The following is a 25,807-nucleotide window of genomic DNA, read 5'->3' on the forward strand; positions in this document are numbered from 1 at the left end:
GGGTTAGGGGTGGGGGCGGGACTTTGCGAAGGTTGCGAAGGCGGTAAGCGAATCTGGGTTCACCAGCGCGCCCTTGGCCGCGGCCTGGTCGACCGGGGTGCCGGTGAGGATCTTCTTGACCGGCACCTCCAGCTTCTTCGCTGAAAGGGTGCGGGGCACGGCGCGTACCTGGTGGATCTCGTCGGGCACGTGCCGGGGTGAGAGGGCCGTACGCAGTTCGCGGCAGATCTTCTTGCGCAGCGCGTCGTCCATAGTCAGCCCGTCGGCCAGCACCACGAAGAGCAGCAGTTCACCCGCGCCTCCCTCGTCGTCCTCCAGGTGCACCACCACCGAGTCGACGACCTCGTCGAGGCCCTCGACCACCGAGTAGAACTCGGCGGTGCCGAGCCGGACCCCGCCACGGTTGAGGGTGGCGTCGGAGCGGCCGGTGATCACGCAGCCGCCCCGGGAGTTGATGGTGATCCAGTCACCGTGCCGCCAGACGCCGGGGTAGACGGAGAAGTACGCCTCGGCGTAACGGACGCCGTCCGGGTCGTTCCAGAAGCCCACCGGCATGCTCGGCATCGGCTCGGTGATCACCAGCTCGCCCAGCTCGCCGATCACCGGAGTGCCGTCGGCCGAGCGGGCCTCCACCTTGGCGCCCAGCGCGCGGCAGGCGATCTCGCCGGCGTACACCGGCAGCAGCGGCGCCCCGCCGACGAAGCCCGTGCACACGTCGGTGCCGCCCGAGAGCGACTGGAGCTGCACCTGGTCGCCGACGGTCTCGTACACCCAGTGAAAGCCCTCGGCGGGCAGCGGCGCACCTGTGGAACCCACGCCGCGCAGCGCGGACAGGTCGGCGACCTCGCGGGGCACCAGGCCGGCCTTGCGGCAGGCCAGCAGGAACGGCGCCGAGGTGCCGAAGTACGTGGTGCCGGTCTCGGCCGCGAGCCGCCACAGGCCGCCGAGGTCAGGGTGGCCCGGGTTGCCGTCGAAGAGCACGATGGCCGCGCCCACCGCAGGCCCGGAGACCAGGAAGTTCCACATCATCCAGCCGGTGGTGGTGAACCAGAAGAACCGGTCGGCCGGGCCGAGGTCGTGGTGCAGGGCGAGCATCTTCAGGTGTTCCAGCAGGATGCCGCCGTGGCCGTGCACGATCGGCTTCGGCAACCCGGTGGTGCCCGAGGAGTAGAGCACGTACAGCGGGTGGTCGAAGGGCACCGGCGTGAACGTCGACGGCTCGTCGGTGGGCGCGGCCAGCTCGGCCCAGCCCAGCGCGCCCTCGGGGGCGGGGCCCGCCGGGTCGAGGTAGCCGATGCTCACGGTGTGGCGCAGCGACGGCAGGGCCGCACGGATCGCGGCAACCTCGGCGCGGCGGTCGACCGGCTTGTCGCCGTAGCGGTAGCCGTCCACGGCGACGAGCACGGTCGGCTCGATCTGCTGCCACCGGTCGGTGACGCTGCGCGTGCCGAACTCCGGCGCGCAGGACGAGAAGATGGCCCCGAGGCTGGCGGTGGCCAGCAGCAGGACGTACGTCTCGGGAATGTTGGGGGCGTACGCCGCCACCCGGTCCCCGGCGGTGACGCCGAGCCGGCGCAGACCGGCCGACACCCGGCGGACCTGCTCGCGCAGCTCCCCGGCGGTGAGGGTGACCGGCTCGCGGGTCTGGCCGTGCGCGATGACCACGGGGTCGTCGTCGGCGCGGCCCGGCATCCGCAGCACGTTCTCGGCGTAGTTGAGGGTGGCGCCCGGGAACCAGCGCGCCCCGGGCATCCCCCGCTCGGCCAGGGTTGCGGTCGGCGGGGTGTGCGCGATCACCTCGAAGTGGTCCCAGATCGAGCGCCAGAACGCGTCCAGGTCGGTGACCGACCACCGCCACAGCGCGTCGTAGTCGGAGAACTCCAACCCGCGGTGCTCGGCCAGCCAGCGCAGGTAGTCGCCGATCCGGGACCGCTCCAGCACGTCCGCCGGCGGCGTCCACAGCACGTCACCCACTGCTCCACCCTCCCCTGGCCCCGCACGACACTGTGAATGGGCCGTGGCGCCATCTTGCCCTACCTCGAAGCGCCATTCTGCGCACCGGGTACGCCTATCGACGCGTGCCCGGCCCACACTCCAGCCCACCCACCCATGTGGTTCAGCCCGCCCGGTGCGCCTGGATGGCCCGGCGGCGGGCCAGGCGGTGCGCACGGCGGATCTCCGCCTCCTTGAACCGGCGCTCGTCCTCCGGCGTCTCCGGCAGCACCGGACGGACCATGCGCGGCGCACCGCCGACGTCCACGCCGACGAAGACCAGGTACGCCGTGGCCACCCGCACCGGCGCGTCCTCGGCCGAGTCCCACCGCTCGGCGACCACCCGCACGCCCACCTCCATCGACGTCTGTCCGGTCCAGTTCACCTGGGCGTGCGCGTGCACCAGGTCACCGACCCGGACTGCCTCGGAGAAGACGATCTCGTCGATCGCCGCGGTGACCGCCGTCCCGCCGCTGTGCCGGGCTGCGGCGGCGCCCGCCACGTCGTCGACGAACTTCATCAGGACCCCGCCGTGGACGGTTCCGTAGAGGTTCACGTCCACCGCAGTCATGATCTTGCTGAGGGTGACGCGGGAGTACGACGTCGGCTTGCCGGTCGGAGCGGCGGAGAGGTGCTCGGTCATGCCGGAAACGGTACGGTGCGCGGATGCGACATCTCTGGAGCTTCCTCGCCGGGTTGGTGGTGGCACCCATCACGTGGGCGCTTGTCACACTCGGGCAGGACGGGTCGAGCCGGACGGTCGACCGCTGGGTGGAGATCGGCACCTTCAACACCGCCAACCTGATCGAACCGGCCGTGTACCTCGGCGTCGGCGGTGTCCTGCTCGGGCTGCTCGGCACACTGCGCTTCTCACCGGCGGGCCCGGTGGTGGCCGGGCTGCTGCTGGTCACCCCGTACGTCGGGATGTTCGTGGCGCCGTTCGAGGTGCGCGACGCGATCCCGCAGGGGTGGAAGGTGTTCGGTGACCCGCTGCCGCTGCGGCTGCCGGTGGAGAACGGCACGCTCTTCCTGATCGGCCTGCTGCTGCTCATGGCGACGTTCAGCGGCCAACGCTGGCGGCAGTGGCCGCAGGCCGCGACCGCGCCGGCCCTGACGCCGGCGCCGGCGGACGGCCCGCGCGGCGACGACTTCACCCTCACCGACTGGCCGTCGCCCGAGCCGGCCGAGCGCGACACCGCCCCGCTGACCCTGGGTTACCCGGCCGACCCGACGCCGACCGAGCCGCTGCCCCGCCGGGTGGGTGGCGAATCACCGTGGTCCGCCCCGCCGCGCGGCCAGTCCCGCCCCGAGGACACCACCGAGATCCGTTGACCGTCGGGCGGGCCGGGAGGCCCGGCCCGCCCGACCTGACCCGCTGCGCTAGTGCACGGCGACGGCCAGGTCCGGGTCGACCGCGCCGAGGGCGGCGCGGGGCACGACCAGGAGCATGACCGCCAGCGCCGCGGCCATGCCGCCCGCGATGACGACCGCCATCGGTACGCTCCCCGTGCCGAACAGGCCGGCCAGGGGCGCCGAGACCGCGCCGACGCCGAACTGCACGGCCCCGAGCAGCGCCGCGGCCGTGCCGGCGGCCTCGCTGTGCCGGCTCATGGCCAGCGCCGGGGCGTTCGGCAGGGCCAGGCCCGCCGCGGCCAGCACGAGCCACAGCGACGCGAGCAGGGTGCCGAGGCCACCGAAGCCGGTGGCCGCGAACGCGACCAGCAGCAGCCCGGCGGCCGTTCCGGCGATCAGCGCGCTGACGAGGATCTGCTGCGGGGTGTAACGCCGCAGCAGACGGACGTTGAACTGGGTGGCGCCGATCAGGCCGACGGCGCCGGCCCCGAAGGCCAGGCCGAACTGCTGCTCGTCGAGCCCGTACTCCCGCTGGAGCACGAACGACGACCCCGAGACGTACGCGAACAGCGACGCCATGGCCAGCCCGGCGACCAGCACCAGACCGACGAAGGCCCGGTCGTTGAGCAGCGCCCGGTAGTCGCGCAGGGTCGCCGCCACCCCGCCGTGTCGGCGGCGGGCCACCGCGAGGGTCTCCGGAAGCTGCAACGCCGCGACGACGATCAGCAACGCGCCCAGCACCGCCAGCGCCGCGAAGACGCCCCGCCACTCGGTCCAGCGCAGCAGCCCGCTGCCCAGCGTCGGCGCGAGGATCGGCGCCAGCCCCATGACCAGCATCAGGCGCGAGAAGATCCGCGCGAACGAGGCGCCGCTGAACAGGTCGCGCACGACGGCCGTGGCGACCACGGTGGCGGCCGCCACGCCGAGGCCCTGCAGGACGCGCAGCGCGCCGAGCACGGCGATGTTGGGCGCGAAGACGCACAGCACGGAGGCCACGATGTGCGCGGCGAGCCCGGCGAGCAACGGCAGACGCCGCCCGACCACGTCGGAGAGCGGCCCGATCAGCAACTGGCCCAGCGCGAGGCCGACCAGCGTGCCGGTCAGCGTCAACTGCACGGCGGTCTCGGTGGTCTGCAGGCCGGCAGTGATGGCGGGCAGCGCCGGCAGGTACATGTCGATGGTCAACGGCCCGATCGCGATCAACGCGCCGAGCACCAGCACGAGCCGGGCCCGCTGGCGGTTGGTCATCAGGTCGCCGGGCAGCACATCCTGCTCGGGGGCGGTCTTCTCCACCAGCTGCTTCATCATCTCGATCTCTCTGCGGAAGCCGGCGCGTCGTCACGAGCGGCGGCGCGGGGCGTCACCGGGACCGCGTGGACGCGGCGGAGGATGCCCGGCGGTGGGCGGCGTGGACGTGACGACTCAGAGGCCGTGGCGGGGTTGGCCGGGTGGGCGATGACCCGGGGATGATTCTCCCGGGTCGACAACACCTCGGCCGGGTACGACGTTCCCTGTGTGTGGGGAGTCACGCGGTTCCGTCCGGCCGCCCCAGCTGTGAGCTGCGGTCACAGCTGGGGAAGATCGCCCACCGCCCTATGCGGGGTCCGCGGCCCGCAGACGCGGCCACCGCTGCTCGGTCCAGGCCCGCAACAGCCACTCCAGCGGCCCGTACCGGAACCGGGCCATCCACGCCGCGCTGCCGGCGAGCTGCAGGCAGTAGATCGCGACCGCGATGAGGACGACGACCGGGGGCGCGACGGCACCGGCGAGGCCCAGCCCGACGCCGGTGAAGACCAGCACGCAGAGCAGCGACTGGCCCAGGTAGTTCGACAGGGACATCCGCCCGGCCGGCGCGAGTACGGCGACGACCCGCCGACCTCGCTCGGTCTGGAAGAACTGGAGCAGGGTGGCGGCGTACGCGGCCGCGAGCAGCGGCGCGGTGAGCACGCCCGCCGTCAGCCCGGTCAGGTTCGCGGTGCCCCCGCCCGCCGCGAAGATCACCGCACCGGCCAGGCCGATCGGATAGCCCAGCTGCTGCACCCGGCGCAGGAGCTGCCGGTTCCCGGCGATGTCGGTGAGCAGCCGGCGCCGACCGGCCGCGTAACCGAAGAGGAAGGCCGAGAGGGCGAGCGGCCCCTGCACGAGGAGCGTGCCGAGCATCGCCGGCAGCTGGCGTACGTGCTCGCTGATCACCGAGCCGAACCCACCCTGTAGCGCCTCGGTGGACCGCTGCCCCGCCGCCAGCGCCGTCGCCGGATCGGTGACCAGCTGGGTCCCGCCCGTGGCGGCGAGCGCGAGGAGGAAGCCGATCCCGCCGGTCAGCAGTACGGCGACGCGCAGCGCGGTCCTGACGCGGACTCCCCGCATGGCGAGCAGGACCAGACCGAGCAACGCGTACGCGGTCAGGATGTCGCCCTGGAACAGCAGCACCGCGTGCAGGATGCCGAGCACGAAGAGCCCGACCAGCCGTCGCCGGAACCGTGGGACGACGTCGACGCCCCGTCGCGCGGCGGAATCGAGCTGGAGCGTGAAGCTGTAGCCGAACAGGAAGGAGAAGAGCAGGTACGCCTTCATCGTGAACAGCAGCTCGACCAGCCACAGGACCGCCTGGTCGCCCCACGAGTCGTACGCGGGATCCGGGACCAGCTGGAAGGGATAGCCGGAGGCGAAGAAGGCGATGTTGACGATCAGGATGAGGAGCAGCGCCACGGCGCGCAACGCGTCGACGTCGACGATCCGGGAGAGCGTCCCGGACGACGCGCGGCTCCCGACGGGTGGGTCCTTGATGGAGTGGCTCACGTGACAACCTCCGGAACGGACAGCAATCGTGTTCGGTGACTGTCCTGTGACCCTATGAAGCGGCCTTTCCGGATGACAGCCGGTGAGCGGGAAGACGCTGGTGGGGTGGGCCCTACCCGCGACACACCCGGAACCCCGACCGACACAACAGGAATCCCCCAGAACGCCGAGGAGAAGCGTTCTGGGGGACCAGAGGTAATCCCGCCAGGCAGAGCAGCCAGAAGAGCTCGGAATCAGCCCTTGAGCAGCTGCCGCGCCATGACGATGCGCTGCACCTGGTTCGTTCCTTCGTAGATCTGGGTGATCTTGGCGTCGCGCATCATCCGCTCGACCGGGTAGTCGCGGGTGTAGCCGTAGCCGCCGAGCAGCTGCACCGCGTCGGTGGTGATCTCCATGGCGGCGTCGGAGGCGAAGCACTTCGCCGCCGCGCCGAAGTAGGTCAGGTCGGCGTCGCCCCGCTCGGACTTGCCGGCGGCGGCGTACGTGAGCTGCCGGGCAGCCTCCAGCTTCATGCCCATGTCGGCGAGCATGAACTGGATGCCCTGGAACTCGGCGATCGCCTTGCCGAACTGGCGGCGCTCGGCGACGTACCCCTTGGCGTAGTCGAGCGCGCCCTGCGCGATCCCGACGGCCTGCGCGGCGATGGTCACCCGGGTGTGGTCGAGGGTCTTCATGGCGGTGGCGAAGCCGGTGCCCTCCGCGCCGATCATCCGGTCGGCGGGGATCCGCACGTTGTCCAGGTAGACCTCGCGGGTCGGGGAGCCCTTGATCCCCAGCTTCTTCTCCGGTGCGCCGAAGCTCACGCCGGCATCGGACTTCTCGACCACGAAGGCCGAGATGCCCCGGGATCGGGCGGCGGGGTCGGTGACGGCGAAGACGGTGTAGAACTCGGAGACGCCGGCGTTGGTGATCCAGCGCTTCACGCCGTTGAGCACCCAGTGATCCCCGTCACGCACCGCCCGGGTCGTCATCGACGCCGCGTCGCTGCCCGCCTCGGGCTCCGAGAGGCAGTACGAGAACATGGCGTCGCCCGCCGCGACCGGGGTCAGGTAGCGGCGCTTGATCTCCTCGGAACCGGACAACAGCAGCGGCATCGTGCCGAGTTTGTTGACCGCCGGGATCAGCGAGGAGGACGCGCAGGCGCGCGCCACCTCCTCGATCACGATGGCGGTGGCCAGCGCGTCCGCGCCCGCGCCCCCGTACTCCTCGGGGATGTGCGGCGCGTGGAAGTCGGCTGCCCGCAGCGCGTCGTAGGACGCCTTCGGAAACTCCCCGGTCTCGTCGGCCTCGGCGGCGTGCGGAGCCACCTTGGCGGCACAGACCTCACGGACCGCCTCCCGGATCGCCTCGTGCTCCTCGGGCAACCGGTAGACGTCGAACGACTCCCCTGCGGCCATGTCGGCCCCTCCCCTTCACCGCTATCATGCGCAGTCTGTGGCCTCCCCTGACCGCCGACCGCGCAGACTGAAGGATAGCGACTGCAGTTCAGGTGATGTTACCGGCGCGTAGGTATGGGCATGACGGAGCACCCGCGCCGCTGGGCGATGATGAGAGACAGACAGTGAGCCACCCTCCGGTGCCCCGTCAGGCGCCGCAGCAGAATGCGACGCGACGACGCGCCGCCAGTGCGAGCGGAGAAGACAGGCGTGACGATCCCCTACCCCACCATCCAGCCGACCCCCGCCATCGCCGCGGTGACGCCGCCTTCAGGTGCACCTCGGCCGCGGGTGACGTTTCTGGGAACCGGCTACCTCGGTGCGACGTACGCCATCTGCTACGCGGAACTCGGGTACGAGGTGCTCGGGTTCGACGTCGACGCGGACAAGATCGCGAAGCTGAACGCCGGCGAGGTGCCGATCCACGAGCCCGGCCTGGACGAGCTGCTCAAGCGCAACCTGGCCGCCGGCCGGCTGCGGTTCTCGACCGACATCGCCGAGACCGCCGAGTTCGGCGACGTGCACTTCATCTGCGTCGGCACCCCCCAGCGGGCCGACGGGATGGGCGCCGACCTGTCGTACGTCGAGGCGTCGGTGACCAGCCTCGCGCAGCACCTGACCCGCAAGGCGCTGATCGTCGGCAAGTCCACCGTGCCGGTGGGCACCGCCGACTGGGTCGAGCAGCTGGTCGGCAAGCACACCCCCGGCGACCTGGAGGTCGAGGTGGCGTGGAGCCCCGAGTTCCTCCAGGAGGGCTTCGCCGTCGACGACGTGCTGCGCCCCAACCGGATCGTGGTCGGCGTGAAGAGCGAGTGGGCCAACGGCATGCTCTACGCCGCGCACAAGGGCGTCTTCGACCTGGCCGCCACCGAGGACCGCGAGGTGCCGCTGGTGGTCACCGACTTCGCGACGGCCGAGCTGGTCAAGGTCGCGGCGAACGCGTTCCTGGCCACCAAGATCTCCTTCATCAACGCCATGGCCGAGGTCTGCGAGGCCAGCGGCGGCGACGTCACCCAGCTGGCCCGCGCGATCGGGTACGACCCCCGGATCGGCAACCGGTTCCTCCAGGCCGGGCTCGGCTTCGGTGGCGCCTGCCTGCCCAAGGACATCCGCGCCTTCCAGGCCCGCGCGCAGGAGCTCGGCGCCGGTGAGGCGCTGCGCTTCCTGCACGAGGTCGACCTGATCAACCTGCGCCGCCGGACCCGCGTGCTCCAGCTCGCGGCGGATCTGCTCGGCCGGCGCTCCGGGCCGGCCGGCCCGGACTTCTCCGGCACCCGCATCGCCGTGCTGGGCGCCACCTTCAAGCCCAACACCGACGACGTCCGCGACGCCCCGGCGCTCGCCGTCGCCGCGCTGTTGCAGAAGGCCGGCGCCGACGTGCACGTGTACGACCCGCAGGGCGCCGAGAACGCCCGTCGCGCGGTGCCCGAGCTGACCTACGAGGCCGGCATCAACGAGGCCGTCGCCGACGCCGACCTGGTCTGCGTCCTCACCGAGTGGGCGGACTTCCGCAACGCCGACCCGGTCGCCCTGGGTGAGCTGGTCGCCGGCCGCAAGGTCGTCGACGGGCGCAACTGCCTCGACTCGGCACTGTGGACCCAGGCCGGCTGGGAGTATCGGGGCATGGGCCGCCCCTGACGTTTCGCCACTCACCGGCCGGTCGCGACGCACCCCTGCGCGGCCGGCCGGTGATGTTGTTTGCCCCGGACCCGCCGACAAGTGTCGAAATCCGCGCCAGCTTTGGGCATGCTGCGACAGTGGGAGTCCACAGTGCGGGTGGAGGGGTGTCGTGGCGACCTTTCAATGCTCCTCGTGCGGTCGGGAGATCAAGCCGGCCGTGCAGTGTCCGCACTGCGGGGCCGACCAGCCCCAGTGGGTCGAGCATCTGGCGGACATCGAGCGCTCGATCGCGGAGATGAAGGCGCGCGACGCCGCCATCGCCCGCGAACAGCGGCAGATCGCCGCCAAGATGCAGGCCGCGCTCTTCCAACGGGACATCCTCGCCCACGCCGGTGAGGAGCGGATCAAGCAGGCCACCCGGCCCCGCCGGGTGCTGCGCCGCCGACCGGGTCGCCGCCCGCCGACGGCCACCACCGGCGCCCCGCCCCGGGTCCCGCGCCAGGGCACCCCGCCCAGCCCGGAAGATCCGCCGCCGCCCCCGCCAAGGGCGTCCTGGCTGGACGCCGACGACCCCGAGCACCCGCCGGAGGCGTCCTCGCGGGAGGTGCAGAACATCCCTCTCGGGTTGGGCGCGCTGCTGCTCGCCGTGGCCGCGGTGGTCTTCGCCGCGGTGGCGACGAGTTCGATGGACGCGCTGGCCCGCCTCGGCGTCCTGCTGGTCGCCACGGTGCTGATGCTGCTCGCGCCGCCGGCGCTGGCCCGGCGCGGGCTCACCTCCACCGCGGAGACGATCTCCGCGGTGGGTCTGCTGCTCGTGCCGCTGGCCGGGTACGCGCTGTGGGCGGTGGACCGGATCGACGACGGCGCCACCTCCGGCGCCGTCTTCGCCGGTCTGATCTTCGCGGCCACCGCCGCCGTGTCCGTCGGGTACGCCGCCTGGACCGGGCTGCGCGCGCCCCGCTTCGCGACAGTGGTCGCCGCGCAGCCGGTGCTGCCGCTGCTCGCGTACGACCGGATCACCGGGCCGGGCGGCTGGGCGCTGGTGCTGACCCTGGTGGCCCTTCTCGACCTCTGGCTGGCCCGCTCCCCGATCGTGGTGGAGCGCCCCGTCCGACAGGACCTGCCGAGCCCCGCCAGCGGATCGGCGACACCTCGGCAGCGTGACGCCGAGGCCCGACCGGAGGCCGACCCGGAGGAGGCCGGCGAACTGATCGATGCTGGCGCGGGCACCGTCGACGCGCGGCCCGCCCGCCCGGTGCCCGGGCTGCGCGAGCTGACCTGGTCGCTGCACGCGGTGGCCGTCGCGGTCGCCCTGGCGTACGCGGTCACCGCCCTGCTGCGGGCGGAGGCCGTGCCGACGGCGACCGGCGCCGGGCTGGTGCTCCTGCTGGCGGCCGCCGTCGGGCTGGCCGGCGCGCTGGTGCTGCGCCGCCCACCGCTGCCCGACGTGGCGGCCGGCATCGTCACTCTGGCCGTGATCGGCGCGTTCGGCCGGATCGTCTCGGTGGCCCTGCCCGGTCAGTCGTTGCTGCTGATCGCGGCGGTGATCACGGTGACCGGGCTGGCGGTCCGCGCGGTCCCCGAGACGGCCCGACGCGGCCCGCAGATCGCCTCGGCTGTCGCCCTCACCGTCAGCGGACTTGTGGTCGCCGGGGGAGCACTGCGCGCCGGGGTCGCCCCCGTCCGGGCGGCACTGCCCGCCTGGGACGCCGACCTCGACAGGTACGCCACCGAACTGGCCGCGGCCGTCGGCCCGACCACGTGGCAGCTCGCCGCCGCCGCGTTCCTGCTCACCATCGCCGCGGTGGTGGCCCTGCCACCGGAGATCCGCCGCGAGTTTGCGGTCGCCGGTGCGGCGCTGACGGCGCTTGCCGTACCGGCGTCGTTCGGCCTCGGCTGGGCCTCGGCGCCCTGGCCGATGGTGGTCACCGCGATCGGCATCGGGGTCATCGGCCTCTCCGCGCGTACCACCCGGGCCGCCCTGGCCCACGCCGTCGGCGCCGCCGTGGTGGGCCTGTTCGCCGCGGGCGCCGGGCTGTCCCGACCCGCGCTCACCGCCGCCGTCCTGCTCACCCTCTTCGCGGCCGGCGCGCTTGTCGCGCTGGCACCCCGGGTCCGGATCGCGTCGGCCGCCGCCGACACGGTCACGGACTGGGCCTCCGGAGGGGCGGCCTTCGCGCTGCCCGGGGCGGTGGCCGCGTTCGTGGCCGCCACCATGCCCGTCGACGAGACCCCCACCCCGGCCAGCCTCCGCGAGGCGACCGTCCCGGTGCTGGCGGCGAGTTTCCTGGCCGTCTGTGTGACCCTCGGGTACGCCGCCATGGTGCAGGTCTCGCAGCGGCGCATCCCGGCGCCCCTGTCGGTCGGCACCGGGCTGGGCGCGCTCGTCGTCACCGCCGCCGCCTTCGGCGCACCCGGTGCGACGGTCGCCGACGCCTGGGTCGGGGCGCTGCTGCTGGTCGCCGCGGTGCTGCTCTTCTTGGCCCCGTCGATCGACGCCGGCCGCCGCTCGGATCTCACCCTGGACGGTTCGGACCTGGCCGCCGCGGCGGTGACCACCGCCCTGATCGCCACGATGGTGCGGATCGCCGCGGTCCTCGCGCCGGGTGGGCAACTGGCGGTGGCCGCCGGCCTGGTCCTGGTGGTGGCCGTCGGCGCCCGCGCCATGCCCGAGGAGTGGCGACGCGGCCCGGTCCTCGGCATCGCCGTCGGCGGCCTGCTCATCGGGGTGCTGGCCGGCTGGACGGCGCTGCGCGGTGGGGTCGGTGTGCTGGCCACCCCCGGGCCGATCTGGGACGGCGACCTGAGCGGCTGGCCGGCCGCGCCGACCGGCGGTGCGACCTGGCAGGCGCCGATCGCGCTGGTGCTGTTGGCCGTCGCCGCCGGCGTCCTGCTCCCGCCGCCCTGGCGGTGGGACGCGTCCGGGGTGGCCGTGGTGCTCGCCACGATCGGCGCACCTGCCGCGTTCGACCTGCCCTGGTGGTCGCCGGTGCTCGTCGGGGCCATGGTCGCCACCGTCTACGGGATGGCGGCGGTGGCCAGCGAGGAGGCCCGGGCCGGGCTGTCCCGGGCCACCGTGGCCGGGGTGGTCGCGCTGCACGGGGCCGGCGCCGGCCTGGTCCGCCCGTGGACCACCGCGCTGGCGCTGGGCAGCATCGCGCTGATCGGCGTCGTGGTGGCCGCGCTGGCGCGCGTCCTGGCCGGCCCGCAGGTGACCGACCTGGAGACCGAGGGCATGCCGCCGCACCTGGCGCAGATCGGTGGCGCGGCGGCCGGCGCGGCGCTGCTCGCGCTGCCCGGCGCGGTGGCGGCGCTGGCCGTCGAGTTCCAGCACTCGGCACAGGTCGTGCTGACCGCCGCCCTCGCCGCGTCCAGCCTCGGTCTGGCCGGCGTCGCCGCGGTACGCCGACACGTTCCGCAGTACCTGCCCTGGGTCAGCGTGGCAGTGGTCGGCGGTGCCAGCATCAGCGCACTCGCCGCCATCCCCACCGGGCTCCCGGCCGGGGTCTACGCGGCCGCCGCCGCGCTGCTCGGTGTCCTCGCCGAGCTGATCCGCGCGGCGACCGTGCCGCCCACCGGTTCCGCCCAGCCGGTCCGCCGCTGGGCGGTGCTCCTCGACGGCGCGCTGCGGCGACTGCCGGACGACCCGGACCGGCGGCGGTGGCGGGTCAGCCCGTCCGCCGGCGCGCTCGCGGCCGCCGCGCTGCCGACCGCCCTGGCGCTCGCGTCGATCGCGCCGGCCCTGGTCGTCGCCCTCGTCGAGCCGCACCGCACGTTGAGCCGGATCTGGCAGGGTCCGCCGCCGGAGCTGCTCACGCCGCCGCCGGACGTGGTCAACCCGACCCACGTGCTGACCGCGCTGCTGCTCACCGCGACGGCCGCCCTGGCCGCCACCGGGTTCAGCGGCGGACGACGGTCCCGTGCCGTACCAGTCGTGCTGCCCGGCGCCGCCGTCACGCTGCTGATCGCGCCCATCGCGCTGGGCAGCGGGTGGCCGGCGAGCACCCTCGCGGCGCTCTCCGTCTTCACCATCTCGATGCTCGGCCTCGCCCTGACCCCGCCACCGCCCCTCGTCGAGCCGGCCCGGTCGCTGCGGCTGGCCCGGGTGCTGGTCTTCGCCATCGGCCTGGCCGCCGGTGGCGCCGGCCTGGCCGGCAGCCTGGCAGAGGAGCAACTGACCCTGTTCACCCTCGGTGGCGCGGTAGGCGTGGGCGTGGTGGCGGCCCTGTTCGGCACCACCCAGCGGGCGCGCATCCTGGGCTGGCTCTTCGCCTCGCTGATGGCCCAGCTCTTCGTGCTCACCGCCGGCCTGGTCGTCGGGCTGGCTGCGGTGTGGTCCGCGTTCGGGGTGCTCGCCGTCGGAGCGGTCCTGCAGGTGTTCGCCGCGACCCTGCCCCGACTGCGCCGCCCCGAGGCGCAGCGCGAGGCCGCCACCGTGCAGTGGAGCGGGTACGCGGCGGCCCTGATCGCGCTGGCGCTCGCCTTCGACTCCCCCCGGCACATCGCCGCTTTGCTGGCCGCCTGGGGAGCGGTGCTCGGCGTGGCGGCGACCCGTCCCGGCCGGCGGCCGGTGGAACGCCGGATCCTCTTCTGGGCTGTGGTGTTCTGCGAGATCACCGCCTGGTGGATCCTGATGCGCGTCGCCGACGTGGCGCTGCCCGAGGCGTACACGCTGCCGTTCGCCGCGCTGGCCCTGCTGGTCGGTGTGCTCGAACTGCGGCACCGCCCCGATCTGAGCAGCTGGGTGGCGTACGGGCCGGCGTTGGTCGCCGCGTTCCTGCCGACGCTGGCGATCGTGCTGGCCACCGATTCCAGCACGTTGCGGCAGATGCTGCTGCTGCTCGGCGCGGTCGCGGTGCTGATCTTCGGCTCGTCCAGCCGGCAGCAGGCCCCGGTGATCGTCGGCGCGTCGGTCACCGCGATCGCCGCGATCCACGCGTTGTTCAGCCTCGGCCCGTGGCTGGCGCTGATCCCCGTGGGGCTCCTGCTGCTCGTCCTCGGGGCGAGCAACGAACGCCGCCGCCGCGCCCAGGAACGCCTCCAGACCGCGCTCCGCGGCATGAGATGAATCGGAGGGTCACGGCAGGGTCCGCGCGCCTGCCCTCGCGATCTTGCACTTTCTGTCGCCGCATAGAAGGGCAATTGCCGCGTTACCGCGACCGAAAGTGCAAGATCGCGGAGGAGGGAGGCGTGGGAGGGGTTACGGGAGGGTGGCTTGGAGGGCTGCGTCCTTGGTCTTGATGAGCTGCTCCAGGTCCTGCTGGTATTTCGCCATCCGGGCGCGCAGGGTCTCGTCCGACGCGCCGAGGATCCGGACGGCCAGCAGGCCGGCGTTGCGGGCGTTGCCGATCGACACGGTGGCCACCGGGATCCCCGCCGGCATCTGCACGATGGACAGCAGCGAGTCCATCCCGTCGAGGTGCTTCAACGGCACCGGCACGCCGATCACCGGCAGCGGCGTCACCGAGGCCACCATGCCCGGCAGGGCTGCGGCGCCACCGGCACCGGCGATGATCACCTTGAGCCCCCGGTCGACGGCGTCGCGACCATAGTCGATCATCGCGACCGGGGTCCGGTGTGCCGAGATGACCCGCACCTCGTACGACACCTCGAAGTCGTCCAGCACCTCGGCGGCGGCCCGCATCGTGGGCCAGTCCGAGTCGCTGCCCATGATCAGTCCGACTGTGGTCACCGGGGTCCTCCTTGGTTCGCGGCCGCCCGGGTCACTCGTGCCCCTCGCGGATCCAGCGCGCGGCCCGCGCCGCCCGCGCCCGTACGTCGTCCAGGTCGTCGCCGAGCACCGTGACGTGCCCGATCTTGCGGCCGGGGCGTACCTGCTTGCCGTAGAGGTGCACCTTGGCGCCCGGCTCGGCGGCGAAGAGGTGGTGCAGCCGCTCGTCGATCGAGATCCCGCCCGGCTCGCCGCCCAGGACGTTCGCCATCACGACCACCGGCGCGGTCAGCGCCGTGTCACCCATCGGGTAGTCCAGCACCGCCCGCAAGTGCTGCTCGAACTGCGAGGTCCGGGCGCCCTCGATGGTCCAGTGCCCCGAGTTGTGCGGGCGCATGGCCAGCTCGTTGACCACTATCGCCGGCCGGCCCGCGTCGTCGCGCACCTCGAACAGCTCCACGGCCAGCAGGCCGACCACGCCGAGCGCGGTGGCCAGGTCGATGGCTAGCTGCTGAGCGGCGACTGCCAACTCCTCGTCCAGGCCCGGCGCCGGGGCCAGTACCTCGACGTTGATGCCGTCACGCTGGACAGTCTCGACGACCGGGTACGCGGCCACCTGCCCGAACGGCGAGCGGGCCACCTGCACGGCGAGCTCGCGACGCAGCGGCACCCGCTCCTCGACGATCAGCCGGGTGCCTCCGGCGAGCAGCGTGGTCGCCAGCTCGGTGGCCTGGGTGGCGTCGTCCACCATCCAGACACCCCGGCCGTCGTAGCCGCCTCGGGCTGCCTTGAGCACCACCGGCCAGCCGACCTGCTCACCGAAGCCGACCAGGTCGGCGGGCTCAGCGACCGGCCGCCAGGCGGGGTTGGGAGCGCCCAGCTCGGTGAGGCGTTCCCGCATCACCTGCTTGTCCTGGGCGTGCAGCAACGCGTCCGCCGGTGGGTACAGGGTCACCCCTTCGGCCGTCAGGGTGCGGATGTGCTCGTTGGGCACGTGCTCGTGATCGAAGGTGACCACGTCACAGCCCTTGGCGAAGGTGCGCAGGGCGGCCAGATCGGTGTGGTCGCCGTACTGGACGTCGGCGGCGACAAGCGCCGCGCCGTCGTCGGGGGCGCTCGCGAGCACACGCAGTGACTGGCCGAGGGCGATCGCGGCCTGGTGGGTCATCCGGGCCAACTGGCCGCCACCCACCATGCCGACAACTGGCAGACCGGTACGGGAATCCATAGCGCGGCCAGCCTATCCGGGCCGCCGACGTGCCGATGCGCAGGGCCGGTGACCCACCCGACAAGGCCGCACCGGCCGCCCCGCACCCAGCGCCGGCAACTACCGGGCGCTACGGCTCACCCCAGCTCGGCGACCAGGTCCTCGACCGAGGTGACCGGTCGCTGGCAGACGAAACCCCGGCAGACGTACGCGGCGGACCGCCCGTCGACCAGCGGCCGGTCGGCGAGCAGCGGCACCCCGGGCTGGTCCGGGCGACCGGCGACCACCACCGCTCCGGGCGGGGCGTGCCGCCGGGCCGCGGCCACCAGCGGGTCGCCGGCCGGGTCGTCGGTCGCCACAGCGATCTCGTACGGCCCGGAGAGCAGCGCCTCGCCGACCATTGCCGCGTACCCGGCGAACCGGGCGTGCCGCCCGACGATCGGCGCCACGGTGGCGAGCGCGGCCCCGGCCGCCTCGGAGTAGCGCGTCTCCCCGGTCAGCGCGGCGTACGACACGAGGCCGGCGATCAGGGCCGACCGGCCCGACGGGGTGGCGTTGTCGGTCGGATCGGCGGGCCGGGCGACCAGCTGCTCCGCGTCGTCGGCCGTGTCGTAGTAGGCACCCCCGGGCGCGGCGAAGTGCTCCAGCGCGGTGTCCAGCAGTTGACCGGCCAGGCTGAGCCAGCGACCCTCGCCGGTGAGCTGGTGCAGCGCGCAGAACGCCTCGGCCACGCAGCCGTAGTCCTCCAGCACCCCGGCCGGCTCGCCGACCCTGCCGTCGCGCGAGACCCGGCGCAGCCGGCCGTCGACCAGGTGCACGGTGGCCAGGTGCTCGGCGGCGTTGCGCATCGCGCCGTCGGCGACGATGGTGACGCCCTCCATCAGGTTGGCGTCCTCGTCCTGCGGCGACGCGTACAGCGCGGCTACCTGCTGGAACTCGCAGATCGCGGTGATCGCCAGGCCGTTCCAGGCGGCCACCACCTTGTCGTCGCGGGCCGGCTGGGGCCGGGTGTCGCGGGCCGCGAGCAGTTGGCCGACGACGCGCTGCCAACGGGTACGGACCTCGGGCGCGGCGTCGTCGACGTCCCGGGCGAGCCGGAGCACGCTCGTGCCGTGCTCGAAGGTGCCCTCGTCGGTGACGGCGAACAGGTCGGCGGCCCACCGGCCGTCCTCGTCGCCGAGCGCCTCGACAAGCTGCGCCGGCGTCCAGGCGTAGGTGAGCCCTTCGACGCCCTCGGTGTCGGCGTCCAGCGCGGACGCGAACCCCTCCCCCGGCCGGTGCAGCTCGTCGGCGAGAAACCGGGCCGTGTCCCGGGCGACCCGACGGGCCAGCGGGTCGCCGGTGAGCCGCCAGAGCTGCGTGTAGACGCGCAGCAGCAGCGCGTTGTCGTAGAGCATCTTCTCGAAGTGCGGCACGGTCCAGTGCGCGTCCACCGAGTAGCGGGCGAAGCCGCCGGCGAGCTGGTCGTAGATGCCGCCACGGGCCATCGCCTCGGCGGTGTGCCGGACGATCTCCAGGCTGCGCGGGTCTCCGGTGCGCTGGTGGTGGCGCAGCAGGAAGAGCAGGTTCATGTGCGGCGGGAACTTCGGGGCGCCCCCGAACCCGCCGTTCGTGTCGTCGTACTCACCGGCGAGGTTGGCCGCCGCGGCATCCAGCAGCGGGGCGTCCAGCGGGGCGGTGGGGCCGCCCACGGCCTGTGCGCCGCCGATCGCCTCGACCACTGCGGCGCCCTGGCGCAGCACCTCGTCCCGCTGGTCCTTCCACGCGGTGGTGACCGACTGGAGCAGCCGGATGAAGTTGGCGCGTGGGAAGTAGGTGCCGCAGAAGAACGGGGTGCCGTCCGGGGTGGCGAAGACAGTCATCGGCCAGCCGCCCTGCCCGGTCATCGCCTGGGTGGCGGTCATGTAGACGGCGTCGACGTCGGGGCGCTCCTCACGGTCCACCTTGATCGACACGAAGTTGTCGTTCATCAGGGCGCCGACCTGCTCGTTCTCGAACGACTCGTGGGCCATGACGTGGCACCAGTGGCAGGCCGCGTAGCCCACCGAGATGAGCACCGGGACGTCACGCCGTTTCGCCTCGGCGAACGCCTCGTCGCACCACGGCCACCAGTCGACCGGGTTGTCGGCGTGCTGGAGCAGGTACGGGCTGGTGGCGTCCGCGAGTCGGTTCACCCGACGACCATAACCACCTCGGTCGGGACGCGCCGGGCGGTCAGGAGGCGCCGTCGGCGCGCAGGCGGAAGACGTTCGACTCGGCCGAGTCGCGCAGCGACCCGAGCACCGCGCCGATCTTGTCCGCCGGCATCGGCTTGAAGAAGTGGTAGCCCTGCGCGGACGTGCAGCCCAGCTCGGCCAGGGCCAGCCGCTGCTCGGCCGTCTCCACCCCCTCGGCGACCACCCGCAGCCCCAGCTCGTGGGCGAGCCCGACGGTGGTCCGGACGATCGCCGCGGCCTCCGGCGAGTCGGCCATCCGGATCACGAAAGAGCGGTCCACCTTCAACTCGTCCACGGCGATCCGGGTCAGGAAGGTCAACGAGGAGAAGCCGGTGCCGAAGTCGTCCACCGCAAGCTGCACACCCATCGACCGGAGGGTGGCGAGCACCTCGTCGATGATCTCCAGCTCGCTCATCACCACCGTCTCGGTGATCTCCAGGACCAGCCGGTGCGGCGGCACCTGATGTCGGCGCAGCGCGTCGGCGATCTCCGCCGGCAGGCGCGGATCCAGCAGACTGCGCGCGGAGAGGTTGACCGAGATCGGGACGTCCAGCCCCTCGCGGGCCCAGCCCGCGGCCACGCCGAGCGCCTTGTCCAGCACGTAGCGCGTGAACGTGCCGAGCTGCTCGCTGTTCTCCACCGGGCGGATGAAGTCGGCCGGGTTCAGCCAGCCGCGCCGGGGGTGCTGCCAGCGGATCAGCGCCTCCACCCCGGTGGGAGCGCCGGTGGCCAGGTCGACAGCCGGCTGCAACGCCAGCACCAACTGGTCGTCGACCTTCAGCGCCTCGCGCAGCTCGGCCAGCAGGGCCAACTGGTCCGTGCTGGCCGCGTCCCGGGTGCTGTCGTACGCGGCGACGCTGCCGCCGCCCTCCTTGGCCTGGTACATCGCGATGTCCGCGCGGCGCAGCAGCTCGGTCAGGTCGGCGGTGCCGGCGTCGGCGACCACCACCCCGACGGAGACCTCGATGGACATCCGCACCCCGGCCACCTCGGTCGGCGCGGCCAGCCGCTCGGCGATCTCGCGAGCTTGGCGCAGGGCGTGCGCCATCGGCGCGGCCCGGTCACCGAGCACGGGAACCGAGGTGAGCAGCAGCGCGAACTCGTCGCCGCCGAGCCGGCCGAGCAGGTCACCGGGGCGGGCCAGCGCGCTGAGCCGGTTGGCGGTCAGCCGCAGCAACTGGTCGCCGGCCGCGTGCCCGAGGGTGTCGTTGACTTCCTTGAACTGGTTGATGTCCAGCAGCAGCAACGCCACCGGGTGGTCGTGGGCGAGCTGCCGCAGCGACTGGTCGCCCTTGCCGAGCATCGCCGTACGGTTCGCCAGCCCGGTGAGCGGGTCGTGCACCGCCTCGTACGACGAGCGGGCGGTGACCAGCCGCAGCTCACGATGGGTCGCGGCGTCGTGCAGGGCTGCGGCGAGCGCGTCGCCGAAGGCCGCCACCGCGTCCCGTTCCCGGGTCGCGGGTGGAGCGGAGCGCGGGAACCGGACCCGGAGCTGGCCTACCGGCGCGGCGCCCACCGACAGCTGACGGACCAACTCGTACTCGTCCGGCTCCGACCGGTCCGGAGGGCCCACCTCACGGTCGTGCAGCTGGCCGCCGGCGTCTCCCCGGTAGCGGCGCCACCTGCCGTCGGCCCGGGCCACGTCGACGTCGACCAGCTCGGCGTTGAACAGCGCCAGCGCGCCGGTCACCGCCGCGCTGGCCACGCCCCGCTCGTCGAGCTGGTTGAGAGCCGCGGTGGCCTCGGCGAAGGCACGCCACGTCCGGCGTTCCTGGTCCGCGCGCAGCCGGTAGCGGTAGGTCTGCTGCAGCAGCCAGAGCAACGGCGGGAGCAGCAGCAACCAGCGTGGGTCCAGCTCCAGCAGCGCGATCACGACCAGGCCGACCGCCACGTTGCCCACGAACATCAGCAGCTTGCCGCGCAGCGCGGCGAGCAGCGGCGGTCCGATGGGCAGCCCGTGCCGCAGGCCCAGCGTCACCCCACCGAGCCACGCGGTCACCAGGAGGTAGGTCACCGATCCCGCGATCACGGCCAGCGCCAGCATCGGTGTCGGCGCGGCGAGCAGCGGATGCCCCAGGGCGGTGGTCACGGACACGGCCAGCGCCGACGCGGCGGTCAGCGACGCGGCGATCCGGACGATCTCCAGCGGCGGACGGCGGTCGCTGTGCAGCGACAGCGCCGTCCAGGCCAGCCCGGTGCCGAGCAGGGTGGCCGACGGCAGCCAGCCGGCCGGCGCGAGGTAGAGGCAGACGATCAGGGCGGCCTCGCCCCAGGTGATGCTGACCATGCCGGCGGAGCTGCGGAAGCGAAGCCGGGCGAGCTGGGCCACGGCGAGGACGGCGACGGCGATGCCGAAGCGGGCCGGTCCACCGAGCGGATCGTCGGACGGCAGCCCGGCCGGAAGGGTCAGACCGACCACGGCGGCGGCCAGAGCCGTCACCGTCACCGCGGTCGTCAGCACGAGCAGCCGGGCCGGCATGCCGTGCACCCCGAGCCGGTCGAACGGGTCGCCGCCCGCGCCGGAGGTCATCGACCTCCCCCGTCAGCCGACCGACCGAGGGTACGGCGGGCGGCCGGTGCTGTGACGGACATCGGCGCCCCCTCCCGCGCACGGCTCGGGGACTTTTGGTCCCCCCGGCGGAAGGCTAAGCCAAACCGGGTGGTCGCAACAGGGGTCCACCACCCGGTTCGGCGTGAATCATGCGCGGACTACCCGTTCCGCTGCTGCTGGTGCCCATTGGGAGCGTGCGCGGATGAATCATGCGCGCTGGTCCCGTCTGTCGGATCGACGACTGAAGCGTCGGCCCTGGTCGCATCGGTCGACCGCCCCTGCTGGGGAAACCGGTCGGGCAGACGCCGCAGTCGAGCGTTCATGTTGCGGATCAGCAGGATGGTCGCGGCGGCCAGCAGCAGGATGAGGAAGAGACCCATCGGCCCGGCCAGGCCACCCGTGCGGGTGTCCCCGAAGTTGTTCTCCGCGAGCACCTGGGCAGCGGTCAGCATGACGTTCCTCCGATGTGCGATTGCCTACCAGGGTAGACCCGGCCGGAATCAGCCCGCGTGCGCCGTCTCCCGCACACCGGCGAAGAGGTCGGACTCGGGCAGCGGGCTGTCCACCACTGTGCGCGCCAGCTCGAAATCCTCCGTCGGCCAGGCACGTTGCTGCAGCTCCATGGGCACCTGGAACCAGAAGCCGTCCGGGTCGACCTGGGTGGCGTGGGCGCGCAGCGCGTCGTCCCGGACGTGGAAGTATTCGGCGCAGTCCACCCGGGTGGTGATACGGGGGCCCTTGTCCGGACGCTCGTCCCAGCGCTTGATCCAGTCCACGTACGGCGACTCGGCGCCGGTGCTGAGCACGGCCTCGTGCAGGGCCATGATCTTGGCCTTGGAGAAGCCGATGTCGTAGTAGAGCTTCAATGGCTGCCAGGGGGCGCCCAGCTCCGGGTAGCGCTCCGGGTCGCCGGCGGCCTCGAACGCGGCCACGCTCACCTTGTGGCACATGATGTGATCGGGGTGCGGGTAGCCACCCTCCTCGTCGTACGTGGTCACGACGTGCGGACGGAACTCACGCATCAGGCGCACCAGCGGGCCGGCCGCCACCTCGACGTCCTGGAGGGCGAAGCAACCCTCGGGCAGCGGCGGCAGCGGGTCGCCCTCGGGCAGGCCGGAGTCGACGAACCCGAGCCAGGCCTGGTCGACACCGAGGATCGCCCGCGCGGCGTCCATCTCGGCACGCCGGATCTCCGCGATGTTGGCCCAGACGTCGGGCCGGTCGAGCTTGGGGTTGAGCACGCTGCCGCGCTCGCCGCCGGTGCACGTCACCACCAGCACGTCCACCCCCTGGGCGACGTACTTCGCCATCGTCGCCGCACCCTTGCTCGACTCGTCGTCCGGGTGCGCGTGGACGGCCATGAGACGCAGCTGCTCTGCCAACTTCGGCGCTCCTCGTCTGTGCCGGCCGGTGGACCCGACCGGGCTCGACCGGCTGACCTGCCGGGACCCTCCTCGCCCCGCTGCGAGTCGGCGCCGCGGGGCCCGACCTGCCATTCCTGCCGTTTGGCCGGGCTGGGAGGATGGGCTTCTGCCATTCTTGCCGATGCCGCCGACAACAACGCCAGGAGATACCCGCCGGTGACCGAGACGCACGCCACAATTTCGCCGGGCACCCCGGTCTTCCCCGCCGGGCGCTACGGACGCCGCCGGGCGCCCGGCAACGGCCGCCGTCGTACGCTGCTGGCGGCGCTGGTGCTCCTGGTGCTGGTGGCGGTGCTGAGCCTGATCTCGCTGCGGCTCTACCGGCAGTACGGCGACCCGGTCTACGACGCCCAGGTGATCACGTACACCGACATCACGGACAGCCAGGTGGTCGTCGACTTCCGGGTGACCGTGCCGCCGGGCGGATCGGCGGTCTGCGTGCTGCGCGCCCGGGACCGCGCCGGCGTGGAGGTGGCCCGCGAGGAGGTCACGGTGAGCGCCGCACCCGGCGACCGGCACGTCACCACCCGGCACCGTCTGAGCACCTCCGCCCGACCGTTCATCGGCGAGGTGCTGCGCTGTCGGGCCCCTGCCTGAGCTGCGGAAACGTCATCCCGCAACGCCCCCGGGCAACCCGTCGCGGCGGGTCGACCGCGAGTGCCGGATGCGGACACCGACGGTGATCGCCGACACGCTGTGTCGTACCGCACTGGTAACTTGGTAGTTCACCTGTCAGCCAGCCACGCACAACTGAGGAGAACGCCTGTGTCCACTGGCAACGAGGCGCCCGCCACCTGGCTGTCCCAGGACGCGTACGACCGCCTCCAGGCCGAGCTCGACGAGCACATCGCCAACCGTCCGGCGATCGCAGCCGAGATCAACGCTCGGCGCGAGGAGGGCGACCTCCGCGAGAACGGCGGCTACCACGCCGCCCGCGAGGAGCAGGGCAAGGCCGAGGGTCGCATCCGCTACCTGCAGGAACTGCTGCGTACCGCAAAGGTCGGCGAGGCCCCGTCGGCCGACGCGGTGTCGCCCGGCATGGTCGTGACGATCTACTTCGACGACGACGCCGACGACACCGAGACCTTCCTGCTCGGCTCCCGGGAGATCGCCGCCACCACCGACCTCACCGTCTACAGCCCCGAGTCGGCGCTCGGCAAGGCGATCCTGGGTGGCCGTTCCGGGCAGACCTGCACCTACACGGCCCCGAGCGGCGCCGACATCAAGGTGACAGTGGTCAGCTTCGAGCCGTTCTCCGGCTGAGCGTTCACCCGGCTCCGTGCCGCGGTCACCGAGCCGCCTTTCCGGGCACCTGAGCGCCGTTCGACGTGTGCCGCCGCCGAGGCGTGACACCCACCCGTGTCACGCCTCGGCGGCGAAGACCACCTGATAGCCACTGGCTCGCAACGCGCTGATCAGCGTGTCGGAGTGCTCCACACCACGGGTCTCCACCGACAGCGCCACCTCGACCTCGCCGAGGCCCAGGTGCGGATTGGCCCGCTGGTGTTCCACGTCCACCACGTTGGCCCGGTGCTCGGCGATCTGGCTGAGCAGCGAGGCGAGCTGCCCCGGCCGGTCGGAGCAGCGCACCGTCACCCGCAGGTAGCGGCCGGCGGCCGCCAGACCGTGCTCGATCACCCGCATCATCAGCAGGGGGTCGATGTTGCCGCCGGAGAGCACCGCGACCACTGGCGTCTCCACCTCCACCACACCGGCCAGGAGCGCGGCCACGCCGACCGCCCCGGCCGGCTCGACGACCTGCTTGCCGCGCTCCAACAGCATCAGCAGGGCCCGGGAGATGTCCTCCTCGGTGACCGTGACGATCTCGTCGACGAGCTTGCGGACATGGTTGAACGTGATCTCCCCCGGCCGCCCGACCGCGATGCCGTCCGCGATCGTGGCGAAGGTGGGCAGCCGGACCGGTTCCCCGGCCAGCAGGGAGGGCGGGAAGGCCGCCGCGCCGGCCGCCTGGACGCCGATGATGCGGACGTCCGGCCGCAGTGCCTTGGCTGCCACCGCCATGCCGGAGATCAGGCCGCCGCCGCCCACCCCGGTGATGATCGTGCGCACCTCGGGGCACTGTTCGAGGATCTCCAACGCCACCGTGCCCTGCCCGGCGATCACGTCCCGGTGGTCGAACGGGTGGATGAGCATCGCGCCGGTGCGCTCGGCGTACGTCTGCGCCGCCACCAGCGACTCGTCGACCGTGTTGCCGGCCAGTTCGACCTGCGCGCCGTACCCCTTGGTGGCGGCGACCTTCGGCAGCGGCGCGTTGACCGGCATGAAGACCGTCGCGTGCGTGCCGACCAGCCCGGCGGCGAGAGCGACGCCCTGCGCGTGGTTACCGGCGCTCGCCGCGACCACGCCCCGTTCGCGCTCGGCCGCCGACAGCCGCGAGATCCGCACGTACGCGCCGCGGACCTTGTACGAGCCGGCGCGCTGCACGTTCTCGCACTTGAGCCAGGTCGGGCCGCCCAGTGCCGCGCTCAGTGGCCGGGATGGCTCCAGCGGGGTGGTCCGGACGACGTCGGCGAGCAGTTTCCGTGCAGCCCGTACGTCGTCGAGGCCGACCAGTTCCGTCATGCCCCAGATCGTGCCACCCGGCTCCGGCATGCCCTGCGGCGACACCGGGTTGATCCACTCGACGTCCCCGAGGTGGCGGTGTCAACCGCGCCCCGACACCGCCACCTCGGCGATCCCGAGTGGATCACGGCGTCGCCGGCCATACCGGGGCCGCTGGCCAGACCGGGGCGGTCGGCCACACCGGGGCGGCGCGGGCGATCCGGGCCTCCTGCGCGGCGGAGATCCGGTGGATCAGCACGATCAGCGTCACCGCGGCGATCGCGCAGCCCAGTGCGGGCAGGCTGTTGCGGAGCAGGGAGTCGCCGTAGTAGTCGACGTACGCCTGGTAGCCGGCGTCGGTGGACGGGGTCTCCGGCAGCTGCTCGTACGCCCGATCGTCCAGGCGGCTGCTCACCCGGTCGCCGACGCTGAACAGCAGCCAGGCACACCACCAGACGACCACCAGCGTCGGCGTGAACCGCCGCCAGAGGCTGTCCCGCGCCACGTTGGCCACGACCCGGGCCGGCACCACGAAGTTCGCGAAGGGCACCAGCCAGCCGGCGATCGCCCAGCCGGCCCCGAGCGTCGGCAGCGCACCGGGGAAGGCGTCGGTGTTCTTCCGCGTCCGCCACGTCCAGATGATCACCAGTACGGCGGCGGTGAGGTGCGCCACCAGCATGAGCAGCGACAGCAGCCCTCCGATGAGCAGCGGGCCGAGCAGCAGGTCCGCGTCGTCGTTGGCCCTGGCCTGCCGGGCCATCGCCATCCCGATCAGCGGGGACAGCGCCACCACCAGGTAGAGCACGGCGGTCGCGCCGACGGCGATGTTCGCGGCCAGGCCGATCCCGCGTACGCGGTAGGTCGGCAGGCCCGGCGTGACGGCGGGCTGGCCCAGCGGCGTGTGGCAGCGCTGGCAATCGTTGTGCTCGGGGGACGTGGGGTCCCCGCAGGTCTGGCAGCGCATTGGTGTCCCCCG

The 25,807-nt window shown here is 73.0% G+C and carries 18 protein-coding genes; 5 read left to right on the top strand and 13 right to left on the bottom strand.

The window, feature by feature from the left end; translation table 11 throughout:
- Positions 1-3 precede the first annotated feature (3 nt).
- Both AB0B39_RS02225 and AB0B39_RS02230 read right to left on the bottom strand, forming a co-directional pair.
- Positions 4-1,974, bottom strand: a complete 1,971-nt coding sequence (locus AB0B39_RS02225; RefSeq protein ID WP_357573290.1) for an acetoacetate--CoA ligase — start codon at positions 1,972-1,974, stop codon at positions 4-6.
- 142 nt (positions 1,975-2,116) lie between these two features.
- Positions 2,117-2,635, bottom strand: coding sequence for a hotdog domain-containing protein (locus AB0B39_RS02230; RefSeq protein ID WP_357493729.1), 519 nt, complete (start codon positions 2,633-2,635; stop codon positions 2,117-2,119).
- A 23-nt stretch (positions 2,636-2,658) separates the two neighbouring features.
- Between AB0B39_RS02230 and AB0B39_RS02235 the strand changes: the two genes are divergently transcribed.
- Positions 2,659-3,324, top strand: coding sequence for a hypothetical protein (locus tag AB0B39_RS02235; RefSeq protein WP_357493727.1), 666 nt, complete (start codon positions 2,659-2,661; stop codon positions 3,322-3,324).
- A gap of 48 nt (positions 3,325-3,372) precedes the next feature.
- Here AB0B39_RS02235 and AB0B39_RS02240 read toward each other — a convergent pair whose 3' ends face one another.
- The 3 genes from AB0B39_RS02240 to AB0B39_RS02250 all read right to left on the bottom strand — a co-directional run bounded on the left by AB0B39_RS02240 (position 3,373) and on the right by AB0B39_RS02250 (position 7,541).
- Positions 3,373-4,653 (bottom strand): multidrug effflux MFS transporter, encoded by a 1,281-nt coding sequence (locus AB0B39_RS02240; RefSeq protein ID WP_357573291.1) that lies wholly within the window; start codon positions 4,651-4,653, stop codon positions 3,373-3,375.
- Between the two features lie 285 nt (positions 4,654-4,938).
- On the bottom strand, positions 4,939-6,144 hold the full coding sequence (locus tag AB0B39_RS02245; protein ID WP_357573292.1) for a DUF418 domain-containing protein: 1,206 nt from the start codon (positions 6,142-6,144) through the stop codon (positions 4,939-4,941).
- 233 nt (positions 6,145-6,377) lie between these two features.
- On the bottom strand, positions 6,378-7,541 hold the full coding sequence (locus AB0B39_RS02250) for an acyl-CoA dehydrogenase family protein (protein ID WP_357493721.1): 1,164 nt from the start codon (positions 7,539-7,541) through the stop codon (positions 6,378-6,380).
- Positions 7,542-7,790: 249 nt separating this feature from the next.
- On the opposite strand from AB0B39_RS02250, the gene AB0B39_RS02255 reads away from it, so the two are divergent.
- Positions 7,791-9,218, top strand: coding sequence for a UDP-glucose/GDP-mannose dehydrogenase family protein (locus AB0B39_RS02255; protein ID WP_234584057.1), 1,428 nt, complete (start codon positions 7,791-7,793; stop codon positions 9,216-9,218).
- A gap of 151 nt (positions 9,219-9,369) precedes the next feature.
- Positions 9,370-14,268, top strand: coding sequence for a permease (locus AB0B39_RS02260; protein WP_357573293.1), 4,899 nt, complete (start codon positions 9,370-9,372; stop codon positions 14,266-14,268).
- Between the two features lie 132 nt (positions 14,269-14,400).
- Here AB0B39_RS02260 and purE read toward each other — a convergent pair whose 3' ends face one another.
- The 6 genes from purE to mca form a co-directional block, all read right to left on the bottom strand.
- Positions 14,401-14,892, bottom strand: coding sequence for a 5-(carboxyamino)imidazole ribonucleotide mutase (gene purE, locus AB0B39_RS02265; protein ID WP_357493717.1), 492 nt, complete (start codon positions 14,890-14,892; stop codon positions 14,401-14,403).
- A gap of 31 nt (positions 14,893-14,923) precedes the next feature.
- Entirely contained in the window at positions 14,924-16,099 is a 1,176-nt protein-coding gene (locus AB0B39_RS02270; RefSeq protein ID WP_357493715.1) for a 5-(carboxyamino)imidazole ribonucleotide synthase, read from the bottom strand.
- Between the two features lie 116 nt (positions 16,100-16,215).
- Positions 16,216-18,252, bottom strand: a complete 2,037-nt coding sequence (locus AB0B39_RS02275) for a thioredoxin domain-containing protein (protein WP_357573294.1) — start codon at positions 18,250-18,252, stop codon at positions 16,216-16,218.
- Positions 18,253-18,292: 40 nt separating this feature from the next.
- The gene (locus AB0B39_RS02280; protein ID WP_357573762.1) at positions 18,293-20,773 is read right to left on the bottom strand and encodes a bifunctional diguanylate cyclase/phosphodiesterase; all 2,481 of its coding nucleotides are present in this window, start codon (positions 20,771-20,773) and stop codon (positions 18,293-18,295) included.
- Between the two features lie 230 nt (positions 20,774-21,003).
- A complete protein-coding gene (locus tag AB0B39_RS02285; protein WP_234584066.1) occupies positions 21,004-21,297 on the bottom strand; it encodes a hypothetical protein in 294 nt (97 codons plus the stop codon).
- 48 nt (positions 21,298-21,345) lie between these two features.
- Complete coding sequence (gene mca / locus AB0B39_RS02290) at positions 21,346-22,227, bottom strand: mycothiol conjugate amidase Mca (RefSeq protein ID WP_357493711.1); 882 nt, start codon at positions 22,225-22,227, stop codon at positions 21,346-21,348.
- Positions 22,228-22,425: 198 nt separating this feature from the next.
- Here mca and AB0B39_RS02295 point away from each other — a divergent pair, with 198 nt between their 5' ends.
- Positions 22,426-22,866, top strand: coding sequence for a DUF4307 domain-containing protein (locus AB0B39_RS02295; RefSeq protein WP_357493709.1), 441 nt, complete (start codon positions 22,426-22,428; stop codon positions 22,864-22,866).
- Positions 22,867-23,034: 168 nt separating this feature from the next.
- Entirely contained in the window at positions 23,035-23,532 is a 498-nt protein-coding gene (greA, locus tag AB0B39_RS02300; RefSeq protein WP_234584069.1) for a transcription elongation factor GreA, read from the top strand.
- A 99-nt stretch (positions 23,533-23,631) separates the two neighbouring features.
- On the opposite strand, the gene ilvA is transcribed toward greA, so the two are convergent.
- Together ilvA and AB0B39_RS02310 are read right to left on the bottom strand one after the other, a co-directional pair.
- On the bottom strand, positions 23,632-24,852 hold the full coding sequence (gene ilvA / locus AB0B39_RS02305; RefSeq protein WP_357573295.1) for a threonine ammonia-lyase: 1,221 nt from the start codon (positions 24,850-24,852) through the stop codon (positions 23,632-23,634).
- Positions 24,853-24,976: 124 nt separating this feature from the next.
- Positions 24,977-25,795, bottom strand: coding sequence for a DUF4328 domain-containing protein (locus AB0B39_RS02310; RefSeq protein ID WP_357573296.1), 819 nt, complete (start codon positions 25,793-25,795; stop codon positions 24,977-24,979).
- Positions 25,796-25,807 lie beyond the last annotated feature (12 nt).

Source organism: Micromonospora sp. NPDC049114 (genome assembly GCF_040648635.1).
Lineage (GTDB): Bacteria > Actinomycetota > Actinomycetes > Mycobacteriales > Micromonosporaceae > Micromonospora.

Bases quoted from the DNA above. Each gene is read 5' to 3' on its own strand.
- AB0B39_RS02230 (WP_357493729.1), bottom strand. From the start codon at position 2,635: ATGACCGAGCACCTCTCCGCCGCTCCGACCGGCAAGCCGACGTCGTAC.
- AB0B39_RS02235 (WP_357493727.1), top strand. From the start codon at position 2,659: ATGCGACATCTCTGGAGCTTCCTCGCCGGGTTGGTGGTGGCACCCATC.
- AB0B39_RS02240 (WP_357573291.1), bottom strand. From the start codon at position 4,653: ATGATGAAGCAGCTGGTGGAGAAGACCGCCCCCGAGCAGGATGTGCTG.
- AB0B39_RS02250 (WP_357493721.1), bottom strand. From the start codon at position 7,541: ATGGCCGCAGGGGAGTCGTTCGACGTCTACCGGTTGCCCGAGGAGCAC.
- AB0B39_RS02270 (WP_357493715.1), bottom strand. From the start codon at position 16,099: ATGGATTCCCGTACCGGTCTGCCAGTTGTCGGCATGGTGGGTGGCGGC.
- AB0B39_RS02280 (WP_357573762.1), bottom strand. From the start codon at position 20,773: ATGCCGGCCCGGCTGCTCGTGCTGACGACCGCGGTGACGGTGACGGCT.
- AB0B39_RS02285 (WP_234584066.1), bottom strand. From the start codon at position 21,297: ATGCTGACCGCTGCCCAGGTGCTCGCGGAGAACAACTTCGGGGACACC.
- ilvA (WP_357573295.1), bottom strand. From the start codon at position 24,852: ATGACGGAACTGGTCGGCCTCGACGACGTACGGGCTGCACGGAAACTG.
- AB0B39_RS02310 (WP_357573296.1), bottom strand. From the start codon at position 25,795: ATGCGCTGCCAGACCTGCGGGGACCCCACGTCCCCCGAGCACAACGAT.